The organism is Nitrosomonas ureae (genome assembly GCF_900108305.1).
In the GTDB taxonomy this organism is placed as follows: domain Bacteria; phylum Pseudomonadota; class Gammaproteobacteria; order Burkholderiales; family Nitrosomonadaceae; genus Nitrosomonas; species Nitrosomonas ureae_B.
Genome location: NZ_FNUX01000003.1, coordinates 113,199 through 135,829 on the forward strand (window position 1 = coordinate 113,199; position 22,631 = coordinate 135,829).

Here is a 22,631-nt window from a genome sequence, read left to right on the forward strand (position 1 = left end):
TTGAAGATAATTCTTATCCGATAACTCAAAGGCATCGATCCGGAAATTCCCATACCAGCTCCTACAATTCGTAACATCCTATCTACAAAAAGCTGCAAAGAATAAACCGATCAACACCGATTATTCAACATTGGGTGTATAAAGTACTTTTCATGATTGAATCACCTTCCATGCCCCATCATTCCGATAAAAAACAAACGCGCTGGCAAGCTGTCAAAATGGCGACAAGTTTTATTGCGCCCTATAAGCGCCAGGTCATCTACAGTCTGCTGGCTTTATTATTTACGGCGACAATTACGTTATCGATCGGACAAGGCATCCGCTTACTGATAGACCAAGGATTCGCAACGCAATCCAAAGACCTTTTGAGTCAATATGTAGCGATATTCTTATTACTGGTGATCGCATTGGCTGCGGGCACATTTACCCGCTACTATTGGGTCACCTGGCTTGGGGAGAGGGTAATTGCCGATATCCGCTGTAAGGTATTCAATCACTTGATCCATCTTCATCCCGGATTTTTCGAGCAAAACCGCAGTCTCGAAATCCAATCGCGCCTCACTGCTGATATGACGTTGCTACAAACTGTGATCGGGTCTTCGGTTTCATTCGCGCTGCGCAATTTGATTATGATGATAGGCGGCATTATCTGGCTATTCATTACCAATGCAAAACTCACCGCTCTGGTGATGATCTGTGTGCCGTTGGTCGTAGCTCCAATCCTGATTTATGGCCGACGGGTACGGCATTTGTCACGCCAAAGCCAGGACAAAATTGCTGCAGTGGGTGCTTATGTCGGCGAGGTGCTCGGACAAATTAAAACCGTACAGGCTTACAATCACCAATCCATCGACCAATCCACATTTCACGATCAGGTCGAGGCAGCATTTGCAGTTGCCAAACAACGCACTACTCAACGCGCGTTACTGATCACTATCGTCATAATTCTGGTCCTCGGTGCCGTCGGATTAATGCTATGGGTGGGCGGTATGGATGTCATCGAAAGCCGCATCAGCGCCGGAGAATTAGCCGCTTTTGTTTTCTATAGCGTTATTGTCGGATCGGCCGTTGCCTCCATTTCCGAAGTCATTGGTGAATTGCAGCGTGCCGCCGGCGCCGCTGAACGGACGGTAGAATTATTGCAAGCGCCAAATCTGATTCAATCTCCGGAGAAACCCCACCCATTACCAAAAGTATCCGGAAATATCGCCCTTGATCAATTGTGCTTTGCCTACCCCTCACGCCCCGAGGTGGTGGTTATCAATCAGCTATCATTTACAATTCGCGCAGGCGAAACTTTGGCGCTGGTAGGCCCTTCCGGCGCAGGAAAATCCACGCTGTTTGACCTGCTGCTGCGCTTTTTTGATAGCCAATCCGGTAGTATCAAGCTGGAAGGAATTGATATCCGGAATCTGGATATTTTTGCATTAAGGCAGTGCTTTGCCCTGGTATCACAAAATCCGGCGCTATTCTACGGCACAATCAGCGAAAATCTTCGCTATGCCCGCCCCGACGCTACCGATACCGAAGTCGAGGCAGCCGCCAAAGCAGCTTTTGCACACGATTTCATTCGCATGCTGCCACAAGGCTATCAGACACATTTGGGGGATTCCGGACTGGGCTTATCCGGCGGTCAGAAACAGCGGCTGGCAATTGCACGCGCACTATTAGCCGATGCACCCATTCTGCTACTGGACGAAGCCACCAGCGCGCTGGATGCGCAAAGCGAGTTTTGGGTGCAGCAAGCATTGCAACATCTGATGCGCAACCGCACCACACTGGTCATTGCTCATCGTTTGGCTACGGTGCAATCCGCCGATCGGATTGCTGTGCTTGATCACGGGCGTCTGGATGCATTGGGAACACATGCGCAATTGCTACAATCGAGCCCGCTGTATTCACAGTTGGCCGCGTTGCAGTTTCAGTCACATATTATCGGCTGATTCACCGTTGCCATCTGCATCGCGGCTTTCAAGAATGGATCCGCTGGCAAACGCCACTCCGGCGGTTTGCACGACTTTTGTCAATGTAGCGCGGGCTGCGTGCATTCCTAATGCAAGATGAAACAGTGTCTTGATTGAAACCGACCGTCCAATCAGCAATGTGATGAGACGAATAAAATCAACACTGCCATCCGGATACACCGCGCTCAACAATGCCTCCGGCGGAGAAAAATCGACTGGATCGATAATCGCGCGGATGGCGATAAACGGAATACCGGCGTCAGCCGCTACTTTTGCCACAGCCGCACTTTCCATATCAGCCGCACAAGCACCGACCGCCTCACCCAGCGCAATCTTCTCCTGCCTGGAAGTCAAAGGCGTTTCACTGGATGCGAGAATCCCGCCAGTAACAGTCAAATGCGCTGACAGCAAGCCCTCCAGGTGATTACGCCATTCCAGATCTACCGGCAGACTTTCTCCACCCGCTGCAATGGCCTCAGGCAGCACCAGATCGCCGGGAATCAGTTTGTCATCCAATGCAGCAGCAACGCCAAAGCTCACCAATGCATTAACACCAAACTCGCGCAATTTCAGCGCTGCTCCCCGCGCTGCATTGCTTCCCATGCTGCTGAGGCACAGACGGGCTCTCTCTCCTGCATTCACTACCTGATAAACAGGAATGCGCAAATTCACTATACAAGTTGCCTCTGACTTTAACGCTGAAACAATACCGATTACGTTCAAGCAACCGCCTCCTTTGTTAGAGCACGATAGCGCGCCAGCGCCCAAATCGGAAAGAATTTTGAATACCCGTGATAGCGCAGATAAAAAACCCGCGGAAAACCAGGTGCAGTAAACCAGGGATCTTCCCACAAATGATCATCCGTCTGATTATGCAATAAATAATTGATACCCCTGCGTACCGATTCACTATTGACTTCTCCAGCCGCCAAGAGACCCAGCACTGCCCAGGCGGTTTGAAATGCGGTACTGGTGCCAGGAAATTGTCCGGCCAGCTGTGTATCCAGATAGGAATCATTCGTCTCACCCCAGCCGCCGTCGGCTCTTTGCACGGATTCTAACCACTTAACGGCGCGCCGCGCCGATGTATGCTGCATATCGAAGTTGACCAACTGAAAAGCTTCCAGTACTGACCAAGTGCCATAAATATAATTGGTACCCCAGCGTCCGAACCAAGAGCCGTTTTTCTCCTGTTCCCGCAGCAGAAAACTGATGCCGCGCCAAACCTCGCGTTGATGCTTCCCATATTTTCCCAGCAAGCCGACACAACGCGCCGTCACATCACTCGTAGGAGGATCAATCAATGCACCGTGATCGGCAAAAGGGATTTCATTCAAATAATGATAGGTATTATCAATATCAAAAGCCGCAAAACCGCCATTATCCGATTGCATTCCTGCCAGCCAATTGGCTGCGCGATCCAAGGGTTTCTGGTAACGTTGCGCATCGCTTTGATCCAGTGCCCAGGCTACAGCAGCAGTGTCATCAAGATCAGGATAATGCGGATTCGCATATTGGAATGCCCAGCCGCCTCCTGGCAAATCCGGCCGTTTGTCGCGCCAATCACCCGGCTCATCCAGAACCTGTTGCTCAACCAGCCAATCCAGTGCTTTTAGTACAGGCCCCTGATCCGTTGCCGGATCTTCCTGCAACGCCAGACATGTCAATACCGTATCCCAAACTGGTGAGACACATGGCTGACACCAGGCACGCTCCCCTTCGTCAATTAATAATCCCCGCAGCGCATTACGGCATTGCACCCGACTGGGATGGTCATACGCATAACCCAGCAATGCCAGTGATTCATGCGCGTTGACCATTGCAGGAAAAATAGCACCAATCCCGCACTCGCCATTCAAACGCTCAAGTATCCAGTTTTCCGCTTTACGTATCGAATATTGGCGTATAGCTTGGGGAAGCTTGGGTTCGACACGTGACAAAACTCGTTCGACCAGCATGAAAGCACGCTTCAACCAGGTATCTGCTTGCGGAAAATAATTCTTTTCCTGTTCCGGCGGCACAATAAATAATTCACGGATATCCACATTACGAGGATTGATCGCGCGCGCTTTGATCGTACATAAAATAGACAGCGGAATCATTACGGTACGCGACCAGTAAGAAACCTTACTGATATGAAATGGAAACCAACTGGGCAGCAATATCAATTCCGTAGGCACAACCGGCACCCCACTCCACGGAATCTGCTCATACATGGCTAACAGCAAACGAGTAAAAACATTAGCCTTAGCCGCACCGCCACGCTCCAGAATAGCTTCCCGGGCACGCACCATATGCGCTGCATCGAGAGAATCACCCACCAGCTTCAGGGCGTAGTAAGATTTAATGGTACAACTGATATCAAATGCGCCGCCATAATATAATGGCCATCCGCCATGAGCTGGATCCTGCTTTTCACGAATGAAGCGGGCGATTTTATTTTCCAGAATGACATCGATTTCATCCATGAAATGCATCATCAGAATATATTCTGCCGGAATTGTACAATCTGCCTCCAGCGGGAAACACCAATGTCCATCGGGTTTCTGTAGCGACAATATGGCCGAACGAGCTTGTGTAAACTTATTTTCCAGCTCATCAACATTGATTTCATCCTGATTCAGATTGGATACTGAATACGCTGAAGGTATTTCATCATTCACAGTAAACCCCTCCGGCTGCTGCGATATATCCGATATTCCCTGTGATCCGTCCATATATTCCTAAGCGCTCATATCTATTGTAAATTTAAAATAAAAGTGTATTTGTTAACGAATACCGGCTGTATTGTTGTTCAGATACTCAATACCCTATGAAGTAAGATAAAATCAAGAACAGGAACACTATTTCTTGATTTTTACATTGTTATCAAAGGGATTATCCTGAAAAGGATCATAATAAAGGTCCAGAGGCAGTTTGCCATCATGTACCAGGAACTCACGTTGTTGCAGTGATGCTTCACGTACGAACAAATATGGATCCAATGCCGCTTCATCCCGAATCTGCATCGGACCTATCAACCGGGCCCGCTTATCAATAACACCCAGAATAGTCAACGGCGCAGCAAAATACGTACCCACAGCAAGACCCGCGTAAAAAAGCACATTGGTCACAAGCCCTACCGGTATATTGGTCACATCACGTTCACTACTGGGTCCCAATAGCGGAACAAATAAATAAGAGCCTGTATTAACTCCCCACACACCTAGCGTCTGGCCGAAATCTTCATCGTGCTTTTGTAAACCCATGTGAGTTGCCATATCAAACAATCCAAACAGACCAATCGTCGAATTCACAAGAAAACGCAACGTATCCCCGGCGCCCTGCTTTACTTTTCCTTGCAAAAAAGAATTCAGGACGACATTCGGATAGGCCAGATTATCATAGAAATTTCCAATTGATCGTTGCGCGGCATTGGGCACATAATCAGCATAAACATTTACAATGGGCTCAAGGATTGCTCGATCGACCCGGTCCGTGAAATCATAAGAAGCACGATTAATTTTCTCATGCGGATCAACCGGATCAATATCTTCGTCGCTACTTTTAGGTGTCGTCGCGCATCCTTGCAAGATTGTCAGACAGAGAAAAAATATAATAAAAATCAAATAGCGATAGTTAATATTTCTCAAAATTCCGGAATTCTCATTCATTTACTTGCAATACAGCCCATTTTCATGTTTCTTTCAACAAAACCAATAACATGCAACAGGATCATCAATTCTTGATTCAACAATTATCTAATTTTATCGGATTGGCGGCAAAAGCCTCGCACCCCATTTGCCATACATTCTACCGTTATCTCATCAATCCACCTGCACGGCACAAATTTCCTGCCAAAAAGATTCAGCGGAGTATACACTACTAGCTCAGCATCATGATTTGTTACTTCAATTGGAAATTTCCAGATTCTTCCGAAGCTCACAAGATTGAAGTCACTTTTAATCCGTGCTCATAAATTGGAATTTACCGCGCAACGCGATAAAGTCATAAACATCTTCAAGCGCTTTACAAAGAAAGTGCATGTAAGAAAAATCAACCCTCTCTCTCGCCATGCACAATTTCTACCAATTTTAACGCTTGCAATTCCATCTCTATCACAAAATCATCAACCTTTGCTCTGAAGTGGCGATAAAAAATCATGCTGGGAATGGCGACAAGTATGCCAAATGCAGCATTATACAGCGCAACGGATATCCCATAAGCAAGCTGTGCAGGGTTGCTACCGGTAGGAGAGTTTGATCCGAAGATTTCAATCATACCCACCAGTGTACCAAACAGACCCATCAGAGGACTCAGTGCGGCAATGGTTCCCAGCGTAGTCAGGTAACGGCTTAAATCATGCACAATCACCCGGCCGGATTCTTCAATCGACTCTTTCATCACCTCGCGTGTACTTTTGACATTTCTAAGGCCAACCGCAAGAATTTGCCCCAATGGTGAATGCATCTGCAAGCGCGCCAGCATTTCAGGATTGACGCCATTACGCTTATATTCATTTAACACCCTGGGTAACAGCTCTTTCGGCGCAACAACGCTCAAACGCAATGTCCACATCCGTTCCCCGATAATAGCCAAGGCAACTATGGAAGCAATTATGATCGGCCAAATCGGCCAACCCGCAGCTTGAATTAAAGATAACACGAAACAATCTCCTCACTCACTTTAGATTCAGGTATTTCATCCAGGCATTATTCTGCAACCTGTTATGTTACCTGATTTCCATACAATATTACCAAGCAGTTGATACGGCACGCACTGTATCCGGCTCTTGCAATTTTAACAATTCATTTTCTATCCACAATTTCTGTGGATAAGTCTGTGTGTATATTACAAAAAGGAAAATTAAGTGACCAAATCCAAACATCTTTTCTAACTTGATTATTTATTAATCTCACATCTATTCATTAATAAACATGATGTTAATATTTATTGTGACACTTCGGACCTTAATACATGACTCTTTTACGAGACCGGCAAATCATCTCCGCGACCGAGCATTATCAAAATGAATCGAACGATTACAATTGATAACCTTCCCACAAAACATCATCTTATTTCCATCACATGGTGATGCTTTACTCCACCGATCCGCAGAAAACCCAATCGCTGATAAAACCGGTAAGCGTTCTGGTTCACGCGCAAAACTCTCAATCGCAATGGCAAGAAACATGTGCGCGCTCTGGCAATCAATCGTCCAATCACTTCAGTACCGATGCCCTGATTTTGATAGCGAGGATCAATCTGAATTTCATCCAGCCAAAAATGATCCACATGCGCAATCACGATGAACATACCGACAGGCTTGTCATTCTGCAAAAGAACTTCGATTTTCTTCGATTCCCATGCATTTTTGAACAAACCCAATTCCTCATCACTATCCCAATAACCGAACTCTTGTGTTATCAGGTCACGGTACACGGTATGGTGCAATTCAAGCAACCATTGAAAGTCAGAATCCCGAACGGGCCGTATCCGGATAATCATTGAAAATTCACAGGTATTAGAAGAATGGTTTCAACCGGGAAGGCATGCTGAATCTCGTATGATGATCCTGGTTTGCATTTACAGTCCGGCATCATCACGCCAGCGCGATACCACGTGCGGCATGTTATACAAAATCACTTCAACTTGCCTGTATCTCAAACCAGGCAACCCGAATCCTTCTCGCTTACTATTCAACATCATTTGATACATAAGAATCTAATGCGCAACGGGTTCTTAGAATAATTCAAAAAATCACAACCTATGTTCCAACCAATTGATAATTCTTTGATAGCGCGTGACGCCAAGTATTTCTGGAAACACGAGCATACACGTTTTTCTAGCGATTCCTTGTATGTTATAGTGAAAATGGCATCAAATTGCACCACTCCTACCAATACCCTGAGGAGAATCAAGATGAAAAAAAACAAGCCTGAATTACGCGATGCAATCGTGGATACAGCCGTTGCCCTCGCCGAACGCTCATCCTGGGAAGCGGTGCGTTTGTTTGATGTCGCCACTGAATTAAATATTTCTCTGGATGATATTCGTCTTTATTTCCGTGAAAAAGAAGATTTGGTTGACGCCTGGTTTGACCGGGCCGATGGCCAAATGCTCAAGGCAGCAGAAACCGTGGAATTTCTGTCGTTATCGTCGCGCGAACGCTTGCGGCATCTCATCATGACCTGGCTGGATGCATTGGTTGCACATCGCAAGGTTACGCGGCAAATGATCGGCGCCAAACTGGAACCCGGTCACTTACATATTCAGATTCCCGCCATCATGCGCATCAGCCGTACAGTACAATGGATGCGCGAAGCCGCACAACGCGATGCCACCTTTCTGCGGCGCGCACTGGAAGAAACCGCGCTAACTACAATTTATTTAGCGACATTTACTTACTGGATGCAGGATACATCAGAAAATTCACAGCGCACGCGCGATTTCCTGGAGCACAAACTGCTCGTGGCTGAATCGCTGGATCATAGAATTTATGGTGTTCCGCGCAAAGAAACCGCAACCGATTATGCTGAGCAATCTGTATCTGCCCCCGAAACCTCCACAAAACCCCAACCTTCCTCACTGACAGAACCGATTGCCCCTGAAACTCATGCCAAGTCCGGCTGATAATAAAAAATCATGGATCCGCTCACGCATGCTTTAAGCGGTGCCCTGCTGGCACGGGCTGTAGCGCAATCACCGCCGCAACTGCGGCCAGAACACGATACTGTATTACCATTGCGCGTGCAAATTACAGCGGGCTTTACCGCAGCTGCGTTCCCGGATGTGGATTTTGCGCTCCGTCTGATCGACACGCTCACCTACTTGAATTGGCACCAAGGCCCGACGCACTCGCTGATTTTATTACCGTTGTGGGCATGGCTATTGGCCAGGTTATTTGCATGGCTGACTCAAAGACACGATGCCTGGAAATTGTTTCTTCCTCCCATATGCCTCGGCATTGCCATTCATATCGCGGGAGACTTCGTCACTTCGTATGGATTGATGTTGTTCGCGCCCTTCTCAACCGAACGTTTTTCCCTGCCGCTGGTATTTGTCATCGACCCTTGGTTCAGTCTGATCATCATTGCCGGCCTGATCATTTCATGGCGTTATCCGCGACAACGAATCGCGGCTATGGCGGCTTTAGTATGTTTATGCGGATATGTGATTTTTCTATGGACTTTGCACCGGCAAGCCATCGAAATCGGCATCCGCTATGCCGATTCCCAAGCTATTTCACAAGCGCACATTACCGCATTGCCACAACCGCTGTCACCGTTCCACTGGAAAATCATCATTCGGCACAATGAAACCTATCATCTTGCTGATATGAATTTACAGCAATCCTTAGGACAACACCAAACAACCTCGTTCCTGCCAAAGATGGCGTCTGTCTATCGCCCCATTTCGGAAAATAATTGGCATATTCAGCAACAATTCGGTGATGACTTCACACAGAGAACACTCGTCCGTGAAGCATGGCTCAGCCCTGTTTTTGAGCCTTTTCGCGCCTTTTCCCAATTCCCGGTACTGGAGCGTATTGATACTCTTGAGTCAGATTTGTGCATCTGGTTCTACGATCTGCGCTTCAAATTCCCGGAATTGCCGCCCTCTTTTCGTTACGGTGTATGCCGGCAAGATAAACTTTCTGATTGGGAAATTGTTCGGCGGCATGGATTATTTTATATTGACTGATCTGTCATGTCCTCCGATGCCAGTAATCACTCAAACTTAATCCAGCCATCACCCAACCATCAATGAAAAATTTATAATGATTGAAATTACAGATAGAAATTATCAGGATTATATTTATATCAATAGCTTAAATACATTTAACCATACTTATGAAACACACATAATGCGATGAGCTCCTTTGCCGATAAAACAGAGAATCCAACGACTGACGAATACCTGAAGATTAGTCTGAATGAGGTTCTGGATAGATTAAATAAAAATCCAAACGTCTTACAAAGCGAGGAAGCACTCGTTCATGCTGTCATTACTGTACGCAATGCAATGATTAACGAGAAACTGACCAGGTGGTTGATTGGCTTAACCGCGATAGTCGCAATCGCTACCGCGCTATTAGTGATTGTCCCATTCTTCACCCCTTCATTTGAAACCAGAAAATTAGAAACTGAACTGATTGCAACTAAAACTGCATACAATGACTTAAAAATTGAATTAGCGGTATTAAAAAATCAATTGCTTGAATCACAACAAACCATGTTGATCTTGAAGAGTCAGATTGAGAAACATCATCGTGATAATAATCAGAAGAATCAGGAAGAATAAATACAGCATCATTCATCACGAGCACAGGAAGGTTATGTTCTTCCCGACAAGCTTCGTTCCCTGGGAGATACAACTCCATTCGTTATCTATACCGGCTCAAACTTGCCGGAACGCAAGAAACAGGCAAAAAAGCATGGTGCAATTGAATCAATCGGCCGCGCGGACGAGCTCTTTCAGCTGATTATGGGAATTATAGCGAGCGGCTCATAACGGAGAATCTGCCCTCAGTGCTGGGATAATTCGATATTGACATATGGAATTATCCCCACTAGAGTAAGTACCGCCTACGTACTAAAAAGTGCGAAGCAAGCACCATTATACTAAAACATATAATTTAAGAGGAAATATATACTATGAAAATAACCAAAATCATGTTCGTAAGCTCTGTTCTCGGATTGTTGTTATCAGGCGTCACACACGCCGCTGAGCAAGATTTTAAAGTTGTTATCAATGCTTATGACACCACAATTCCAGAACTCAAAGTCGAAGGTGTAACGGTTAACAATATTCGTGCTTTTAATGTTCTCAATGAACCCGAGACATTAGCTGTCAAGAAAGGAACTACAGTCAAAATCACTGTAGAAAATAAATCACCCATTAGCGAAGGATTTGCCATTGATGAATATGGAATTAAAGAAATAATTAAAGCAGGAGAAACAAAAGTTATTTCTTTAGTAGCCGACAAAGCTGGTGCCTTTACTATCTGGTGTCAACTCCACCCCAAAAATATCCATTTACCAGGCTCTTTGAATGTCATCGAATAAAGAGCTTTGATATATTGTGAAATACTTACTTTCTGTTTCACAATGAAATGAGCTCTAATTGAATTTTGAATTCGACTGAATGATTCTCCTATCCTTAGTTACAAATAACATTTGTTCTTGTGATTTGTAACTAAGGATAGAAACCGGGACCAGAATAATATTTAACTTAACAAAACCCCAGATGAAAAGGCAATTTGCAAGCTTCATTTATCGCACGCAAATTGTCTACATCCTTTAAAATTTTCGTAGCAAATCTATGATAGTCTTTTTTACCCTGACTCATGCAGGTGCTTCTTTATTGTGTCCAATAAAATGAGATGTTCGAAAAAATAAATAAACAAAGGATCAACAAACCTTTTTAAGCGTTCATTGAATGCATTTTTCCAGCAACATCTTGCTTGACATGTCATATGGTCAGCTCGTGCTGCATGGATTTTTCAGCGGCTTGATTTTCAGGAAAGGGGGGTAGACTTTATCGTATATCCGCAAGTAATAGATGTAGAGCAGTTTTTCACTTGCCGATCAGTAGTCTCAAATGAGCCACATTCTCTTCTCCGGCATACTTTACCCCGACCAAACCAGAAAACTAAAAAAGCCCCCGAATAACTGTCATTTCACGTGCGGTAATAAATCCATATGATGATTCTAAAAAATTCCTCACTATATCCGAAATGGCAAACAATGTTATTCAGAGGCTCTCCTATATCACCTCAGGACAAAGCCTGTACACATCATTATTTTTATTTGCCTGGCTTTCCAGCGCGTAATACAGGATAGAATTGGGTAAAGATCATATCGTGCGCGGCATGTTCCTTGTGGCAGGCAGCGCATGCTTCATCGTCCTGGATGATACCTTGCTTGGCTTCATACGATTCAAAACCAAAAAATGCCCAATTGCCGGGTCTTTCAGGATAACGTTTGGAATCTTTCACCATAGCGGCAATGCCATTGAACTCGCCCGGAAAATAACCATGCCCGCTAGGCGCTTCCTTGCCTCCTACGCTGGCTAATTCTTTAACGATAACAGTTCCATCCCGGAACTCACCTGTTTTCTTCCAGTGATCCCAGCTGGTAGGGTCAATATAGACATTATGAAATTCTGGGAAAGCTGCTTTATCATCGTTCAATTCATTAGGTGTCACAGATGCACCAATAAAAACCCATTCACGATAGCTTTTAGGAGTCAGCAATACATGTTCTTTAGTAAAACTACCATAATTAAGCCCTTTGTGTGCATGATGCGCATCAGAAGCAATCACTGGACTTGCCAGCGCAATGAACAACACCATGGGTACAATACTGGTTAATAACGTTTTTTTAAACTGTAACATAATAAGCCCTTAAGTTAGTTAAAGAAGCATACAGAAAACAGCAATAGCTTGCGCCGCCTTCCTTTTTTATGGTAGTTAGACAAAGTGTCTTCGTCAAGGAATTATCATTCACCACTGCAACGAATATAGCTCTTCAAGACTGCTAATAAACATTATTGATTATTTTATTTTTAATTGATGCACAGGAAACTTTCAGTTCGACCGCAACCTCTTTATCGCAGTTTTGCTTAAACGAGTTCTTGGAAAAACATCACAATCAAGTGTCTTTTCTACTGAATTTAAAGAATAAGCCTCTGGGTACTATATTCACGCTTTCATACCCTATATAGCCTGATGAAAAACTATTTTTCTCCGATTCACCTGCTATTTTTCATCGCTCTACTTGGCATCCTGGTGATATTAATCCAGATAGAGTTACTGTCTTTTGCATTCGCAAAACTGGGGCTATTGCCAGAATCTGGACTGATGATACTGCTTCTTTCCTTGCTTGGCAGCGCCGTGAATCTACCCGTCACAAGAATTAAAAGAAATACTTCCCAAGCGTTCACACCGCCTGTTTATAAAAGTTTGCTTGGAAGCTACGCACAACCGCTTCATAATGAAACACAGATTTTCATCAATCTTGGTGGTTGTTTGATACCGGTAACACTATCGATTTACTTATTTTCCAATAACGCACTGAATCTCTCACCCACACTGCTGGGAATCTTTATCATTAGCAGCATCAGCTATGTCTTCAGTCGTCCGATCCAGGGATTTGGCATTGGCATGCCGATTCTGATCGCGCCAATTAGTGCGGCATTAGTGGGATTATCAATCAATCCGGAACAAAGTGCTTCGCTAGCGTATATCAGCGGAACATTGGGAGTATTGATTGGCGCAGATTTATTGCGCATAAAGGATCTTTCCCGGCTCGGCACACCATATGCATCGATCGGCGGTGCAGGTATATTTGATGGAATATTCATCACCGGCATTGTAGCGGCTCTGCTGGCCTGACAGGCCATTGGAAAACATTCTCGAAGCACAAGCTATACAAGGCAAAAACAAGTGAAGGAATGCAGTCTATTCTATAAGACCCCAAACCGAGAGCCGCAGCGTCACCGCATAACCGCCCAGTTGCCATGCTATGGTTCTTGCTCGATATGAATTTCAGGAGAAAATGGATGCTGACAAATCTGTCTTTGATACCTCGCCCTCAGTCGCAGGTAATACTTACCGGCTGGCAACTCGTAATACCAATTCGATCTTTTCGTTGACTGTGGTCTTTTATGACCCAGCGCACCTTCGAAATCAAACTAACCGAATATATGGATACATCCGCAATAAAACATCTTCGCGGCTTGCTGCAGGACGTTTATTTAACCATCAATTTCCTAAATGTAGCCCAGCTTATTTGGGTAACATTTTACTGGGCTTACCGAAGTTATATCCCTGCACTAGATCGATACCCAATTTTTTAACCATCCTAAAAGTATCTTCATCTTCAACGTATTCCGCCACGGTTATTTTTCCTAATCCGTGCGCTACATCCACCATAGCTTTAACAAAAACCTGGTTGTCCCGGTTATTGTGCAAGTCACTGATAAATAAACCATCTATTTTAAGAATCTCCACGCCTAAATACTTAAGATAACCAAAGGTGGAAAAACCGCTGCCAAAATCGTCCAGGCAAACTTTACAGCCTGACTGATGAATGGATTCAATAAAACGTTGAGCATCCTGAATATCAGAAACAGCGGCGGTTTCGGTTAACTCAATAATCAGGCGGCTAGGCTCAACACCTCGTTCCATCAATAATTTTCGAATATAAAGCGGCAAGGAAGGCTCATCGAATGTCCGCCCGGAAATATTGATCGCCAGTGGCGGCATACTAAGATCGTTGGCCAATTTCTCGATACACTGTTTTACAACCCAACGATCAATATCCAGAATTTGGCCGCTTTTCTCGGCAATTGGAATAAATTGACCTGGCATGATCAAGTGACCCGATCGTTCCAGATCACGCATTCTGATCAGTGCCTCAATATGACTGAGCATTTTATCACTGGTTAAATAAACACCTTGAAAATGCAGTTCGAACAGATCCTGTTCCAATGCCTGAGCAATCCTGCTACGCCATGTCATTCGTTGTAACATAGCCTCCGAATCATCACGTGCCGAATCATAAATTGCCCAAGTGTTTTTGCCTTGGGTTTTGGCCTGATACATGGCGGTATCCGCATGCGCAATCAAATCCTCGACTGTTTCGCCGTGCTCTGGGAAGATCGCCACGCCCAGACTACTGGTCAGACGAATATTTCTGCCGTGAAAACGCAATGGAATCGATGAAATGGCGGTGATAATACGGGAGGGTAAAACATTTACATCCTCGTCCGGCTGAATAATGCTTAGTATGGCAAACTCGTCGCCACCGAGCCGGGCGAAAATTTCGATCTGCCGAATTATGCTGGATATTTCCCCAGCGGCTCTGACTAATACCGTATCACCCGCGCTATGCCCATAAGTATCATTGATATATTTAAAATCATCCAGGTCGAAATATAACAAAGCAAATTTGCCCCGACTACGCAGACAGCTTGCGATCAAAGATTCCAGTTGCTCTTGAAAGCGATGCCGGTTGTAAAGGCCGGTTAACGGATCACGCTCGGCTAGATACAATAATTGCTGAGCGGTTTGACGCTCTTGAGTAATATCCTCATAAACCCATAATCGCCCCAGTATCCTCTCTTCTGTATCAGTAACCGGATAGGACAGCTGGGTCAGCATGCGACCGTCGCTTAGCTCCAGCTCGAAGCGCTCGCTGATTTCCTGCGTATGCATGACATTGAGGACAAATTTAGAGGCATGAGCCGGCTGTGCAAAACGTTCCGTCGATCTTTCCAGAACGGTTTTCGTGGGCAATCCTGTCAGGTCGTCATGTTCATTAACTAGCCACATTCGCAGAAAAGCCGGATTCACGTATTCAACCCGGCGTTCGTTATCTTCAAACAAAATACCAATGTTCATGGCCGCAAGCAAGGCACCCATACGGCTTTGTTCGCGTTCCGCCAAAATACGCAGATCACGCTGATGCTTTTCGGATAGCTTTAATTCTTCCAAAGAGTGATTCAGCGCTTCCTCGCTTCTTATTAAGGCAATTTCTCTGGTTTTGCGTTCTTCAATATCGGTGTGTATACCCAGCATACGCAACGGACGATTTTGATCGTCGTATTCCACCAACTTACCGTGTGACAATATCCATTTCCAAGTGCCTTGCTGAGTAAGTTGCCGAAATTCCGCCTGATAATCTTCGCGCAAACCGCTAATGTATTCTTGATAAATTCGACACACCCGTTCCTGATCATCCGGATGCAAGCGCTCCCGCCATTTACTGTTGGTTTCTACAAATGTATCAGGCGCATAACCAAGCATCAATGCATATTCCGGATTTACTAATACTTCGCCCGTTTGCACATTAAGATCCCACAGGCCTTCATTAGCTGCAGTCAGCGCCAAGCGCAGACGCAACTCGCTGCTATGCAGTTCTCGATCAGCGTTCCGGCGCGCAGTCTGAATGCCGGTGATTGAGCATGCGATCAACATATTGGTAGCAACAAAAATGCACAAAATTAAATGATCTAGCGTAAAAGCGCCTTTTATAAAGGGACCTAGCCCCTGGGCGGTACCCCAGGTGGCTATCATGGAAATAGCCGTTGCTGCTAACACCGCATCAAACGCACCTAAACGCAAACTTCCCCAAATCAAAGGAAGAAACACCAGAAAAGCGAGCGATAATTGAAGATCTCCGATTGCTAAAGTACTTCCGAATACCGTCCATGCAATTACAGCGCAGATAATGATAATCAGAACGGATTCAGCGTTCAAAACTTCATGACGACTCGTCTTGTTTTTATAATAAGCTACCCCAATCAAGATTAGCGGAGCAAAAATCAATATACCCACGATATCGCCGAACCACCAACCTAACCAAGCCTGTTGTACCTGATCCGCGACCAGGTCGTCACTAGTAAATAAAGCCAATACGCCGAGACTGGAAGGCAATAACATGCAGCCCGGAACGATGAAGATAAAAGCCAGCAAATCGCGATTGCGTGAAAAGTCATTCTTGAAATTGACCACTTGTTTAAGCAATATTGCACCTGATATCGGCCCCAGAGTGTTACCTAATGCAATAAGGCTAGCAGTGGATAACGCAAGATCACCGGTGGTTAAATTAACTAGCAGTGCACCCAAAAAAATACCCGGCCAACACCAGAATCCCCAAACCATAAGTGCCCCAAGAGCTATTCCCGTGGGAGGCCAAAATAAAGTGATGTTCGATCCCAGATAGGGAAAAATCAAACCCAATTTTCCGGTTACAAAATAGATTGCAGCTAATAAAACAACCCCTAAAACCTGAAATGCCAATGATGCAATTTTCTTTTTTTTCATTTGCTCGGTATCAAATTTTGAGAATAGAATTTACAAATAAGAATCATCACCTTATGCTATCAAGAAATGCCTCCCGGACTTGATCTCGTACTTGTCATTGCGGACTATACAGCTTATGAAGTTACATAAAAATAGTTATCATGTACTGGTGATGTAGGTTATTCTGAAAATTGTGATAAGCAGTCTTTGATATAAGTTCTGAGAACATCAGACGTTGCAAAGACATTAACTTCCCGGACGTCAAACTGGAGCACGATTCACTTCTCACAACCGATCCACCGAGTTGACTGAGCTGTCACAAATCTCTTCTAACTATAAATAAATGCCAAGCCAGTTTACTTGCGCGGATGAATCGAACTGCCGCCGCATATGCCGAGTTTCACGATTCTGAGAAACTCGCTCAAGACCATGGGTATCAGAAAATACCATTCCTCGCGCAACGCTTGCCCCGGTTGCCATCAATTGACGAGCAACCAACGAGTTGCTCAAATAGCGGGAATACAACAGCTCGTGTCAATTATTGCATCTCAATTTTTAGTGTTATTGTTTTGCAGCGATGTATGATATAAAGAATAGGTGTACTATGAGCTATGCGAAAGTACCCAGCAAGTCGGCCCTTTCCATGACAGCTGTCATGTGCAGCCAACTGGCACGATCTTTTAAGGATGTTTAGATATTATTTATCTTCAATATCATAAGGAGTAATAGTCATGAGAACGATATCAAATATAGTTGCAATTGGAATATTGGCGTTTTTCTTAAGTACTCAGGCTACAGCATCGGACGCGCCCGAGAAAATGAAAGCCATGGAACATATTGACGAAGCTATCAAGCACGGGAAAATGGGGCATGCCAAAGAATTGCTCGAGCATGCCAAGGAAAGCAGGGATCAAGCTAATGCTGCATTGGCAGCAGGTGCTGATGCTCATATGGATCAAGCTGTCAAGCATTTAGATGAGGCCATCAAGCACGCAGAAATGGGACATGCCGATGAAGCCACCAAGCATGCCGAAGAAGCCCATAGCCATATGCATCAATCCGGTGGCAGGGCTCATAATTAAATTCTAACTTTGACACATATGATGTACCCTCAGTATCACGGGGATACATCATAGACAAGAAATTAGTCAATAATATCATTAATAATTATTACCTTGCATCCATAATAACTATCGATATTTCGGCAATTCATCCGGATTTTCTGCACGATTCTTGATAGCACGATTGAAGCATGTCACCCGATAGAGCTTCTTCAATACCAGCGCACTATTTACTTTTTCATTACAAGCAGGCATTCATGCGCAATCTCGGCTCATGTAGATTTCTAACCAACAGGACCTGCAATCGCAAAACGGCAGTAATTCCCTTTTTTGACTATGCATTCTTTATGCTCGATATCAGCCTTTAACAATGAAGCCAAGAAACTCAAATCAAGTGCGCAGAACCCCTGATACTCTTCCGCAAGTTTATAAAAAATACAGTTATTAGCGATAATCTCAGCATGCCCCCCCGAAATCTGCTTCACGCTTGCATCATAACCAAGCTCACACATGATGGTCACTACCTCACGCAGTCTATCAGTAGATGACAGCTGTTTTGTCATGCGACTTTCAAATTCTCCGGCCATTTGTTCCCCAAGCGTGCGCAAACACAGCTGTGACTCCTGTTCGCCCAGGTTTTTATCAACCCATGAAAGGAGCAGCTTTGCAATAAACGAATAGTGTCTTTGGAATAACTCCAGGCCGCTCGGAGATAATGAATAAATTTTGCACGGCCTGCCTCCTGTACTTTCCAGCATAGCGCTCTGAATAAAACCGCTGCTGCCAAGACTGGAAAGATGCTGATTCACTGCATTGCGAGAAATGGATAATAAATGCGACAGCTCATCCACTGTAAGTCCATTACGATGGCGAAGTAATGCAGTGACTAATGATTGTTGACTCTGGCCTAGCAATGATAAAGAGGACATTCTAGTTTTTTGTAATGATTGATCTTGAAAGTTTCGGCATATTTTTATTGCAAAAGCTCCAAAATATAAAGTAAAGTACAAGTCCTCATAATATTATAGGAAGAGAGGAGAAATTAATGCTTACATATTTAATCATAGTTTTAGCAATTGCGGCTGTAGGCGGCGTTGTATTAGCCATGAAAATATTTTCCGGGCAGTTAGCGCCATGGCCTTTGTCCATAGTACACGCTTTATTAGGCGCAACAGGCCTGGTCATGTTAATCATGCTGGTTTTGGAAGGCTCGGGAGACGGGCGTTTGACGGCTGCGCTTGGTTTGCTTGTAGTGGCTGCATTAGGTGGATTCTATCTCGCTTCGATCCATGTAAAGGGTAGCGTTGCACCGAAAAATGTCGTGCTCATCCACGCCGGCGTGGCGGTAGCTGGTTTTCTCACATTACTGAGTCTGTTTATTTAGCTAACCAGGAAATAATCCACATGAAACACCCTATCCACCCAATGTTAGTTCATTTTCCAATAGCAACCTGGTTTCTTGCGACGATAGCGGACATTACCAGTCTGTTTACAAATGAACAAGTAGGTTGGGTAGCTGGGGTGTTACTTGTCATTGGAACGATCACCGCATTGCTTGCCATGATGACCGGCCTATTGGAACTTGGAAAAATTGATCAACAGAGCCCTGCACTCAAGATTGCGAATCAGCACATGATACTTATCATGATCAGCTGGTCTTTTTATGCGGTCAGCTTGTTTCTGCGTCTAAATGACACACAGCTTGAGCAACCAGGTTTAATGGCCATTTCTTTTTCGATTATTGGATTCATTTTTCTTTGCAGTGCAGGTTGGATGGGAGGAAAACTCGTGTATGAACACGGCGTAGGTATAAAGAAAGAAAATTTAAATTAATAGCTTTACTGAACACCTTTCTTGTAATTTGATTTATTAACTCTCCATCAGGGTTTAACTGTAATCAATCTGGATAAATTTTCATCCAGTTCTGCTAATTTGGTTAAGTTGAATCAATCAAGATACTGTTTCTCTCAAATAAACAACCCCGTGACAGGACTGCGGGGGAGCCACAAGTTTAACTTTATATCCGGAATTAATTTAGGGAATAATTGGACATGCCGAGAGCGGCAACTATACTAATGAAGTAGTTCCGGGGTCGCACACGCTGACATACAGCCGCGACAATCGATGTTTTAAGGAAAATTGGAATCTCATTGAGTAATACTTACTTACGCAACCACCACATAATTAGTGTCAGCACAACGGAAATCACCAAACCGGTCATCAGCGGAAAATAAAAGTTAAAATTTTCGCGCTCGATATGAATATCGCCGGGTAAGCGTCCTAATGGTAACTGCGATAACCAAGGCCACAACAAACCCAGCACGAGCAAAATGATTCCCAAGGTAATCAGTACCTGTTGCATAGCGTTTTATCTCCAGTCATTATACGAAACTTATCGCTTTCACTAATCCTGCCGCGGAAATATCAGCTTATCCGTTGCAAAACCCAATTCTGCGGCTCGTTGCATGAACTGATCAACTGATAGCATCACTGACCGTAGGTGTTCTTGCCAGCAATCACAGATACGATTTGTCATAGCTGGTCACAAAAACGTATTGATAGTTTTCCCCATCCAATTCAAACACAATATAGGCGTCGACGGCCACTCATCCACTCTCCTTACAGCAATATTCTTACCCGCTTCCTCGCCGATATCACCCATAATGATGCCATGAAGATACGGTTTGGCACAGTCGACATATCCAGCTTTAGTGATGAAAACGACATAGCTGTTGATTGCATTTCTGGAAGTGTAAATGGAATTGAGATGCACAGATAAACAAATATTTATAATTTTAGAATAATCGCCTTTTTCTCCACTTTTTCTTAATTACACTCCAGGGCATCAAGATATAAAATGCAGCTATACAGTTAGTTTGCTTAGTCTCTCAGTCTTTCCGATGCGATTTCTTGCCTTTTGGAACAGGAATTTCTCACAGCGAGTTTGAAGAATCTGGCAGCAAATCATCGCTGAAATTTGTTTATTTCTTATTTTTATAAGTCATTTAGATTTACCAAACAGTTATTATTATCAAATTAAACAATTAATTGCGACATGACAAAGCCAAACTTCCAAACATCTAGAAATAATGTGAATTAAATGTGAAATAAGTGTGAACTTTTTGTGAAGTTATTCGTCGAATGATCAGCAACGTATTTTTAAACAATTTCGATAATTTTTAATCAAGGAGATTCTCATGACTACCAATCAAATTTTTACTATTACAGCATTAGTCATCAGTGGAGTTTTTTTTGGAATTTTATTCATGGTCGGATTGCCACAATCAATTTTAGAGTGGGTAATTACAGATGGCGCGCTTGCCGTCATTCTTTACATAAGTTACCTGGCGATAGGTGTGTTCAAAGGAACATCCACACGAAGAATGCGCTGATTTAAAAAGGCAATAGAAAAAAGCATGTTTATTAAGGTGAGCACCTAATGTGAAGTCCTCTTAGTACACAATCTTAATAAACTTTATTTATAAGGAGATTTTATGAAAACGAATCAAATTTTTGTTATTTCAGCGATAGTCATTACGACCACATTTTTTGGTGCTTTATCAGTGTTTGATTTACCAGAGTCTGTAACAGACTGGCTTATTTCTGATGTCATTCTCGGCGCAATACTGTACATCAATTATCTCGTGATTGCTATGTTAAGTGATTCACCAAAAAGCAGAATGCACTACACGAGAAAAAAAGTTACTGTATAAAACTCTTCTAAGACTCTCCAATTTAATGGGATTAAGGCAATTAGTTCAATTGCCTTAATCCCATTTTTTTATTCAAAAATTAAACTGTGTCGGATCAATCATAGCTGCTTAAATCGTTCAGGTGATTGATCAAGCCAATGAATCAATCCTTGTGCATTCAGACGGATATCCGTGTTCAACAGATCATTTATTTCATTTCGCGGCAATTGACAACCATGCTCTGACAAGTTTTGCAAAAGCAAATTTCTTAACGCCTCAGAAATGATCGACTGTCTCTCAACTCCATCATCTTTTGCGCGTTGCGCAATCGTAACGTGTGCATCAATCAGATCATGCAGAGATTGCGCATGACATGCTAAATTACCAATCCGACTATAGTGCGTCAAATACGCATAGCGTGGTTTATAACTCATGATGCGGTCAATTGAAGTATGTGCCGCAACAGGATCAAATTGAACGGGCGAAGTGGTCGGAAATACAAATTCTTTCCCATTGACATCAAACTCCCGATACGAAACTCCAAAAGTATCACCTGTAAAAAAAGACTGGCTACGCTCGTCATAGATGCAGTTATGGTGACGCGCATGACCAGGCGTATCAAGAAACAATAGCGAACGTCCATTAAGATTAATGCGGCTTTCGTCAGGCGCTTCCACGATACGCTCGATATTAATCGGAATAATCTCACCATATACGCGTTTAAATTCGGCTTCTCCATAAACACTCATTGCACCGGCAACAAGCCGTATCGGATTTGCCATATGGCTCGCGCCACGAGGATGAACAACCAGCTTGGCATTCGGGAAAAATTGCATACACTGGCTTGCACCGCCGGCATGATCAAGATGAATATGCGTCAAAATTACGTAGGCTACGTCTTCAGCAGCAATATTCTTTTGCTCGAGCGCTGCAACTACACCTGGAACGGAAAAGGATGTACCGGTATCCACCAGTGCAGCCACCCCTTTCTCGGCAATCAAGTGTATCGCTGCTCGTCTAGGGCGGTGAAATTGTGCATCAATGGCACTGATACCATATTCATAATCGGTAATAAGCGGTAATGACATATCTCTCCGGTTGTTTAAAAATCTTTAATTCGAAA

The 22,631-nt window shown here is 44.0% G+C and carries 21 protein-coding genes; 11 read left to right on the forward strand and 10 right to left on the reverse strand.

Features of this window, described 5'->3' with window-relative positions:
* The first annotated feature begins 152 nt into the window (after positions 1–152).
* Positions 153–1,943, forward strand: a complete 1,791-nt coding sequence (locus C4S39_RS03060; protein WP_258039262.1) for an ABC transporter transmembrane domain-containing protein — start codon at positions 153–155, stop codon at positions 1,941–1,943.
* On the opposite strand, the gene C4S39_RS03065 is transcribed toward C4S39_RS03060, so the two are convergent.
* The 5 genes from C4S39_RS03065 to C4S39_RS03085 all read right to left on the reverse strand — a co-directional run bounded on the left by C4S39_RS03065 (position 1,926) and on the right by C4S39_RS03085 (position 7,451).
* Positions 1,926–2,687: a phosphorylase family protein gene (locus tag C4S39_RS03065; RefSeq protein WP_103965580.1), complete on the reverse strand. Its 762-nt coding sequence runs from the start codon at positions 2,685–2,687 to the stop codon at positions 1,926–1,928. The two genes, C4S39_RS03060 and C4S39_RS03065, sit on opposite strands and share 18 nt — an antisense overlap.
* Entirely contained in the window at positions 2,684–4,681 is a 1,998-nt protein-coding gene (gene shc, locus C4S39_RS03070; protein WP_103965581.1) for a squalene--hopene cyclase, read from the reverse strand. Before shc ends, C4S39_RS03065 begins: the two co-directional genes overlap by 4 nt.
* A 126-nt stretch (positions 4,682–4,807) precedes the next feature.
* Complete coding sequence (locus C4S39_RS03075) at positions 4,808–5,617, reverse strand: MlaA family lipoprotein (protein WP_103965582.1); 810 nt, start codon at positions 5,615–5,617, stop codon at positions 4,808–4,810.
* A 382-nt stretch (positions 5,618–5,999) separates the two neighbouring features.
* Positions 6,000–6,608 (reverse strand): MotA/TolQ/ExbB proton channel family protein, encoded by a 609-nt coding sequence (locus C4S39_RS03080; RefSeq protein WP_103965583.1) that lies wholly within the window; start codon positions 6,606–6,608, stop codon positions 6,000–6,002.
* A gap of 405 nt (positions 6,609–7,013) precedes the next feature.
* Positions 7,014–7,451 carry a GNAT family N-acetyltransferase gene (locus C4S39_RS03085; RefSeq protein ID WP_103965584.1) on the reverse strand — a complete coding sequence of 146 codons (438 nt, stop codon included), beginning with the start codon at positions 7,449–7,451 and terminating at the stop codon, positions 7,014–7,016.
* 414 nt (positions 7,452–7,865) lie between these two features.
* Between C4S39_RS03085 and C4S39_RS03090 the strand changes: the two genes are divergently transcribed.
* The 4 genes from C4S39_RS03090 (at position 7,866) to C4S39_RS03105 (ending at position 11,011) form a co-directional block, all read left to right on the forward strand.
* Positions 7,866–8,576, forward strand: coding sequence for a TetR/AcrR family transcriptional regulator (locus C4S39_RS03090; protein ID WP_103965585.1), 711 nt, complete (start codon positions 7,866–7,868; stop codon positions 8,574–8,576).
* A 12-nt stretch (positions 8,577–8,588) separates the two neighbouring features.
* Positions 8,589–9,647 (forward strand): metal-dependent hydrolase, encoded by a 1,059-nt coding sequence (locus tag C4S39_RS03095; protein WP_103965586.1) that lies wholly within the window; start codon positions 8,589–8,591, stop codon positions 9,645–9,647.
* Between the two features lie 168 nt (positions 9,648–9,815).
* The gene (locus C4S39_RS03100; protein WP_103965587.1) at positions 9,816–10,247 is read left to right on the forward strand and encodes a hypothetical protein; all 432 of its coding nucleotides are present in this window, start codon (positions 9,816–9,818) and stop codon (positions 10,245–10,247) included.
* A 353-nt stretch (positions 10,248–10,600) separates the two neighbouring features.
* On the forward strand, positions 10,601–11,011 hold the full coding sequence (locus C4S39_RS03105) for a nitrosocyanin (protein ID WP_103965588.1): 411 nt from the start codon (positions 10,601–10,603) through the stop codon (positions 11,009–11,011).
* A 740-nt stretch (positions 11,012–11,751) separates the two neighbouring features.
* Here C4S39_RS03105 and C4S39_RS03110 read toward each other — a convergent pair.
* Complete coding sequence (locus C4S39_RS03110; protein WP_103965589.1) at positions 11,752–12,342, reverse strand: cytochrome P460 family protein; 591 nt, start codon at positions 12,340–12,342, stop codon at positions 11,752–11,754.
* A 333-nt stretch (positions 12,343–12,675) separates the two neighbouring features.
* Between C4S39_RS03110 and C4S39_RS03115 the strand changes: the two genes are divergently transcribed.
* Positions 12,676–13,341, forward strand: a complete 666-nt coding sequence (locus C4S39_RS03115; RefSeq protein ID WP_103965590.1) for a DUF1614 domain-containing protein — start codon at positions 12,676–12,678, stop codon at positions 13,339–13,341.
* A gap of 393 nt (positions 13,342–13,734) precedes the next feature.
* Here C4S39_RS03115 and C4S39_RS03120 read toward each other — a convergent pair whose 3' ends face one another.
* Complete coding sequence (locus tag C4S39_RS03120; RefSeq protein ID WP_103965591.1) at positions 13,735–16,776, reverse strand: bifunctional diguanylate cyclase/phosphodiesterase; 3,042 nt, start codon at positions 16,774–16,776, stop codon at positions 13,735–13,737.
* 710 nt (positions 16,777–17,486) lie between these two features.
* Between C4S39_RS03120 and smbP the strand changes: the two genes are divergently transcribed.
* Positions 17,487–17,837, forward strand: coding sequence for a small metal-binding protein SmbP (gene smbP / locus C4S39_RS03125; RefSeq protein ID WP_103965592.1), 351 nt, complete (start codon positions 17,487–17,489; stop codon positions 17,835–17,837).
* A gap of 263 nt (positions 17,838–18,100) precedes the next feature.
* Here smbP and C4S39_RS03130 read toward each other — a convergent pair whose 3' ends face one another.
* Complete coding sequence (locus tag C4S39_RS03130; RefSeq protein WP_258039263.1) at positions 18,101–18,826, reverse strand: helix-turn-helix transcriptional regulator; 726 nt, start codon at positions 18,824–18,826, stop codon at positions 18,101–18,103.
* A 35-nt stretch (positions 18,827–18,861) separates the two neighbouring features.
* Between C4S39_RS03130 and C4S39_RS03135 the strand changes: the two genes are divergently transcribed.
* Together C4S39_RS03135 and C4S39_RS03140 are read left to right on the forward strand one after the other, a co-directional pair.
* On the forward strand, positions 18,862–19,200 hold the full coding sequence (locus C4S39_RS03135; protein WP_103965594.1) for a hypothetical protein: 339 nt from the start codon (positions 18,862–18,864) through the stop codon (positions 19,198–19,200).
* A gap of 20 nt (positions 19,201–19,220) precedes the next feature.
* Positions 19,221–19,649: a DUF2231 domain-containing protein gene (locus C4S39_RS03140; protein ID WP_103965595.1), complete on the forward strand. Its 429-nt coding sequence runs from the start codon at positions 19,221–19,223 to the stop codon at positions 19,647–19,649.
* A 328-nt stretch (positions 19,650–19,977) separates the two neighbouring features.
* Here the strand turns inward: C4S39_RS03140 and C4S39_RS03145 are convergent, their stop codons facing one another.
* Entirely contained in the window at positions 19,978–20,178 is a 201-nt protein-coding gene (locus C4S39_RS03145) for a DUF2905 domain-containing protein (RefSeq protein ID WP_103965596.1), read from the reverse strand.
* A gap of 835 nt (positions 20,179–21,013) precedes the next feature.
* Here C4S39_RS03145 and C4S39_RS03155 point away from each other — a divergent pair.
* Both C4S39_RS03155 and C4S39_RS03160 read left to right on the forward strand, forming a co-directional pair.
* Positions 21,014–21,208 (forward strand): C4-dicarboxylate ABC transporter, encoded by a 195-nt coding sequence (locus C4S39_RS03155; protein ID WP_103965597.1) that lies wholly within the window; start codon positions 21,014–21,016, stop codon positions 21,206–21,208.
* Between the two features lie 102 nt (positions 21,209–21,310).
* Positions 21,311–21,529: a C4-dicarboxylate ABC transporter gene (locus tag C4S39_RS03160; RefSeq protein WP_103965598.1), complete on the forward strand. Its 219-nt coding sequence runs from the start codon at positions 21,311–21,313 to the stop codon at positions 21,527–21,529.
* A gap of 98 nt (positions 21,530–21,627) precedes the next feature.
* Here the strand turns inward: C4S39_RS03160 and C4S39_RS03165 are convergent, their stop codons facing one another.
* Complete coding sequence (locus tag C4S39_RS03165) at positions 21,628–22,596, reverse strand: MBL fold metallo-hydrolase (protein WP_103965599.1); 969 nt, start codon at positions 22,594–22,596, stop codon at positions 21,628–21,630.
* Positions 22,597–22,631: the final 35 nt, after the last annotated feature.

Bases quoted from the DNA above. Each gene is read 5' to 3' on its own strand.
- C4S39_RS03075 (WP_103965582.1), bottom strand. From the start codon at position 5,617: ATGAATGAGAATTCCGGAATTTTGAGAAATATTAACTATCGCTATTTG.
- C4S39_RS03155 (WP_103965597.1), top strand. From the start codon at position 21,014: ATGACTACCAATCAAATTTTTACTATTACAGCATTAGTCATCAGTGGA.
- C4S39_RS03085 (WP_103965584.1), bottom strand. From the start codon at position 7,451: ATGATTATCCGGATACGGCCCGTTCGGGATTCTGACTTTCAATGGTTG.
- C4S39_RS03145 (WP_103965596.1), bottom strand. From the start codon at position 20,178: ATGCAACAGGTACTGATTACCTTGGGAATCATTTTGCTCGTGCTGGGT.
- shc (WP_103965581.1), bottom strand. From the start codon at position 4,681: ATGGACGGATCACAGGGAATATCGGATATATCGCAGCAGCCGGAGGGG.
- C4S39_RS03090 (WP_103965585.1), top strand. From the start codon at position 7,866: ATGAAAAAAAACAAGCCTGAATTACGCGATGCAATCGTGGATACAGCC.
- C4S39_RS03095 (WP_103965586.1), top strand. From the start codon at position 8,589: ATGGATCCGCTCACGCATGCTTTAAGCGGTGCCCTGCTGGCACGGGCT.
- C4S39_RS03100 (WP_103965587.1), top strand. From the start codon at position 9,816: ATGAGCTCCTTTGCCGATAAAACAGAGAATCCAACGACTGACGAATAC.
- C4S39_RS03060 (WP_258039262.1), top strand. From the start codon at position 153: ATGATTGAATCACCTTCCATGCCCCATCATTCCGATAAAAAACAAACG.
- C4S39_RS03160 (WP_103965598.1), top strand. From the start codon at position 21,311: ATGAAAACGAATCAAATTTTTGTTATTTCAGCGATAGTCATTACGACC.
- C4S39_RS03120 (WP_103965591.1), bottom strand. From the start codon at position 16,776: ATGAAAAAAAAGAAAATTGCATCATTGGCATTTCAGGTTTTAGGGGTT.
- C4S39_RS03165 (WP_103965599.1), bottom strand. From the start codon at position 22,596: ATGTCATTACCGCTTATTACCGATTATGAATATGGTATCAGTGCCATT.
- C4S39_RS03140 (WP_103965595.1), top strand. From the start codon at position 19,221: ATGAAACACCCTATCCACCCAATGTTAGTTCATTTTCCAATAGCAACC.
- C4S39_RS03110 (WP_103965589.1), bottom strand. From the start codon at position 12,342: ATGTTACAGTTTAAAAAAACGTTATTAACCAGTATTGTACCCATGGTG.
- smbP (WP_103965592.1), top strand. From the start codon at position 17,487: ATGAGAACGATATCAAATATAGTTGCAATTGGAATATTGGCGTTTTTC.
- C4S39_RS03115 (WP_103965590.1), top strand. From the start codon at position 12,676: ATGAAAAACTATTTTTCTCCGATTCACCTGCTATTTTTCATCGCTCTA.
- C4S39_RS03135 (WP_103965594.1), top strand. From the start codon at position 18,862: ATGCTTACATATTTAATCATAGTTTTAGCAATTGCGGCTGTAGGCGGC.
- C4S39_RS03105 (WP_103965588.1), top strand. From the start codon at position 10,601: ATGAAAATAACCAAAATCATGTTCGTAAGCTCTGTTCTCGGATTGTTG.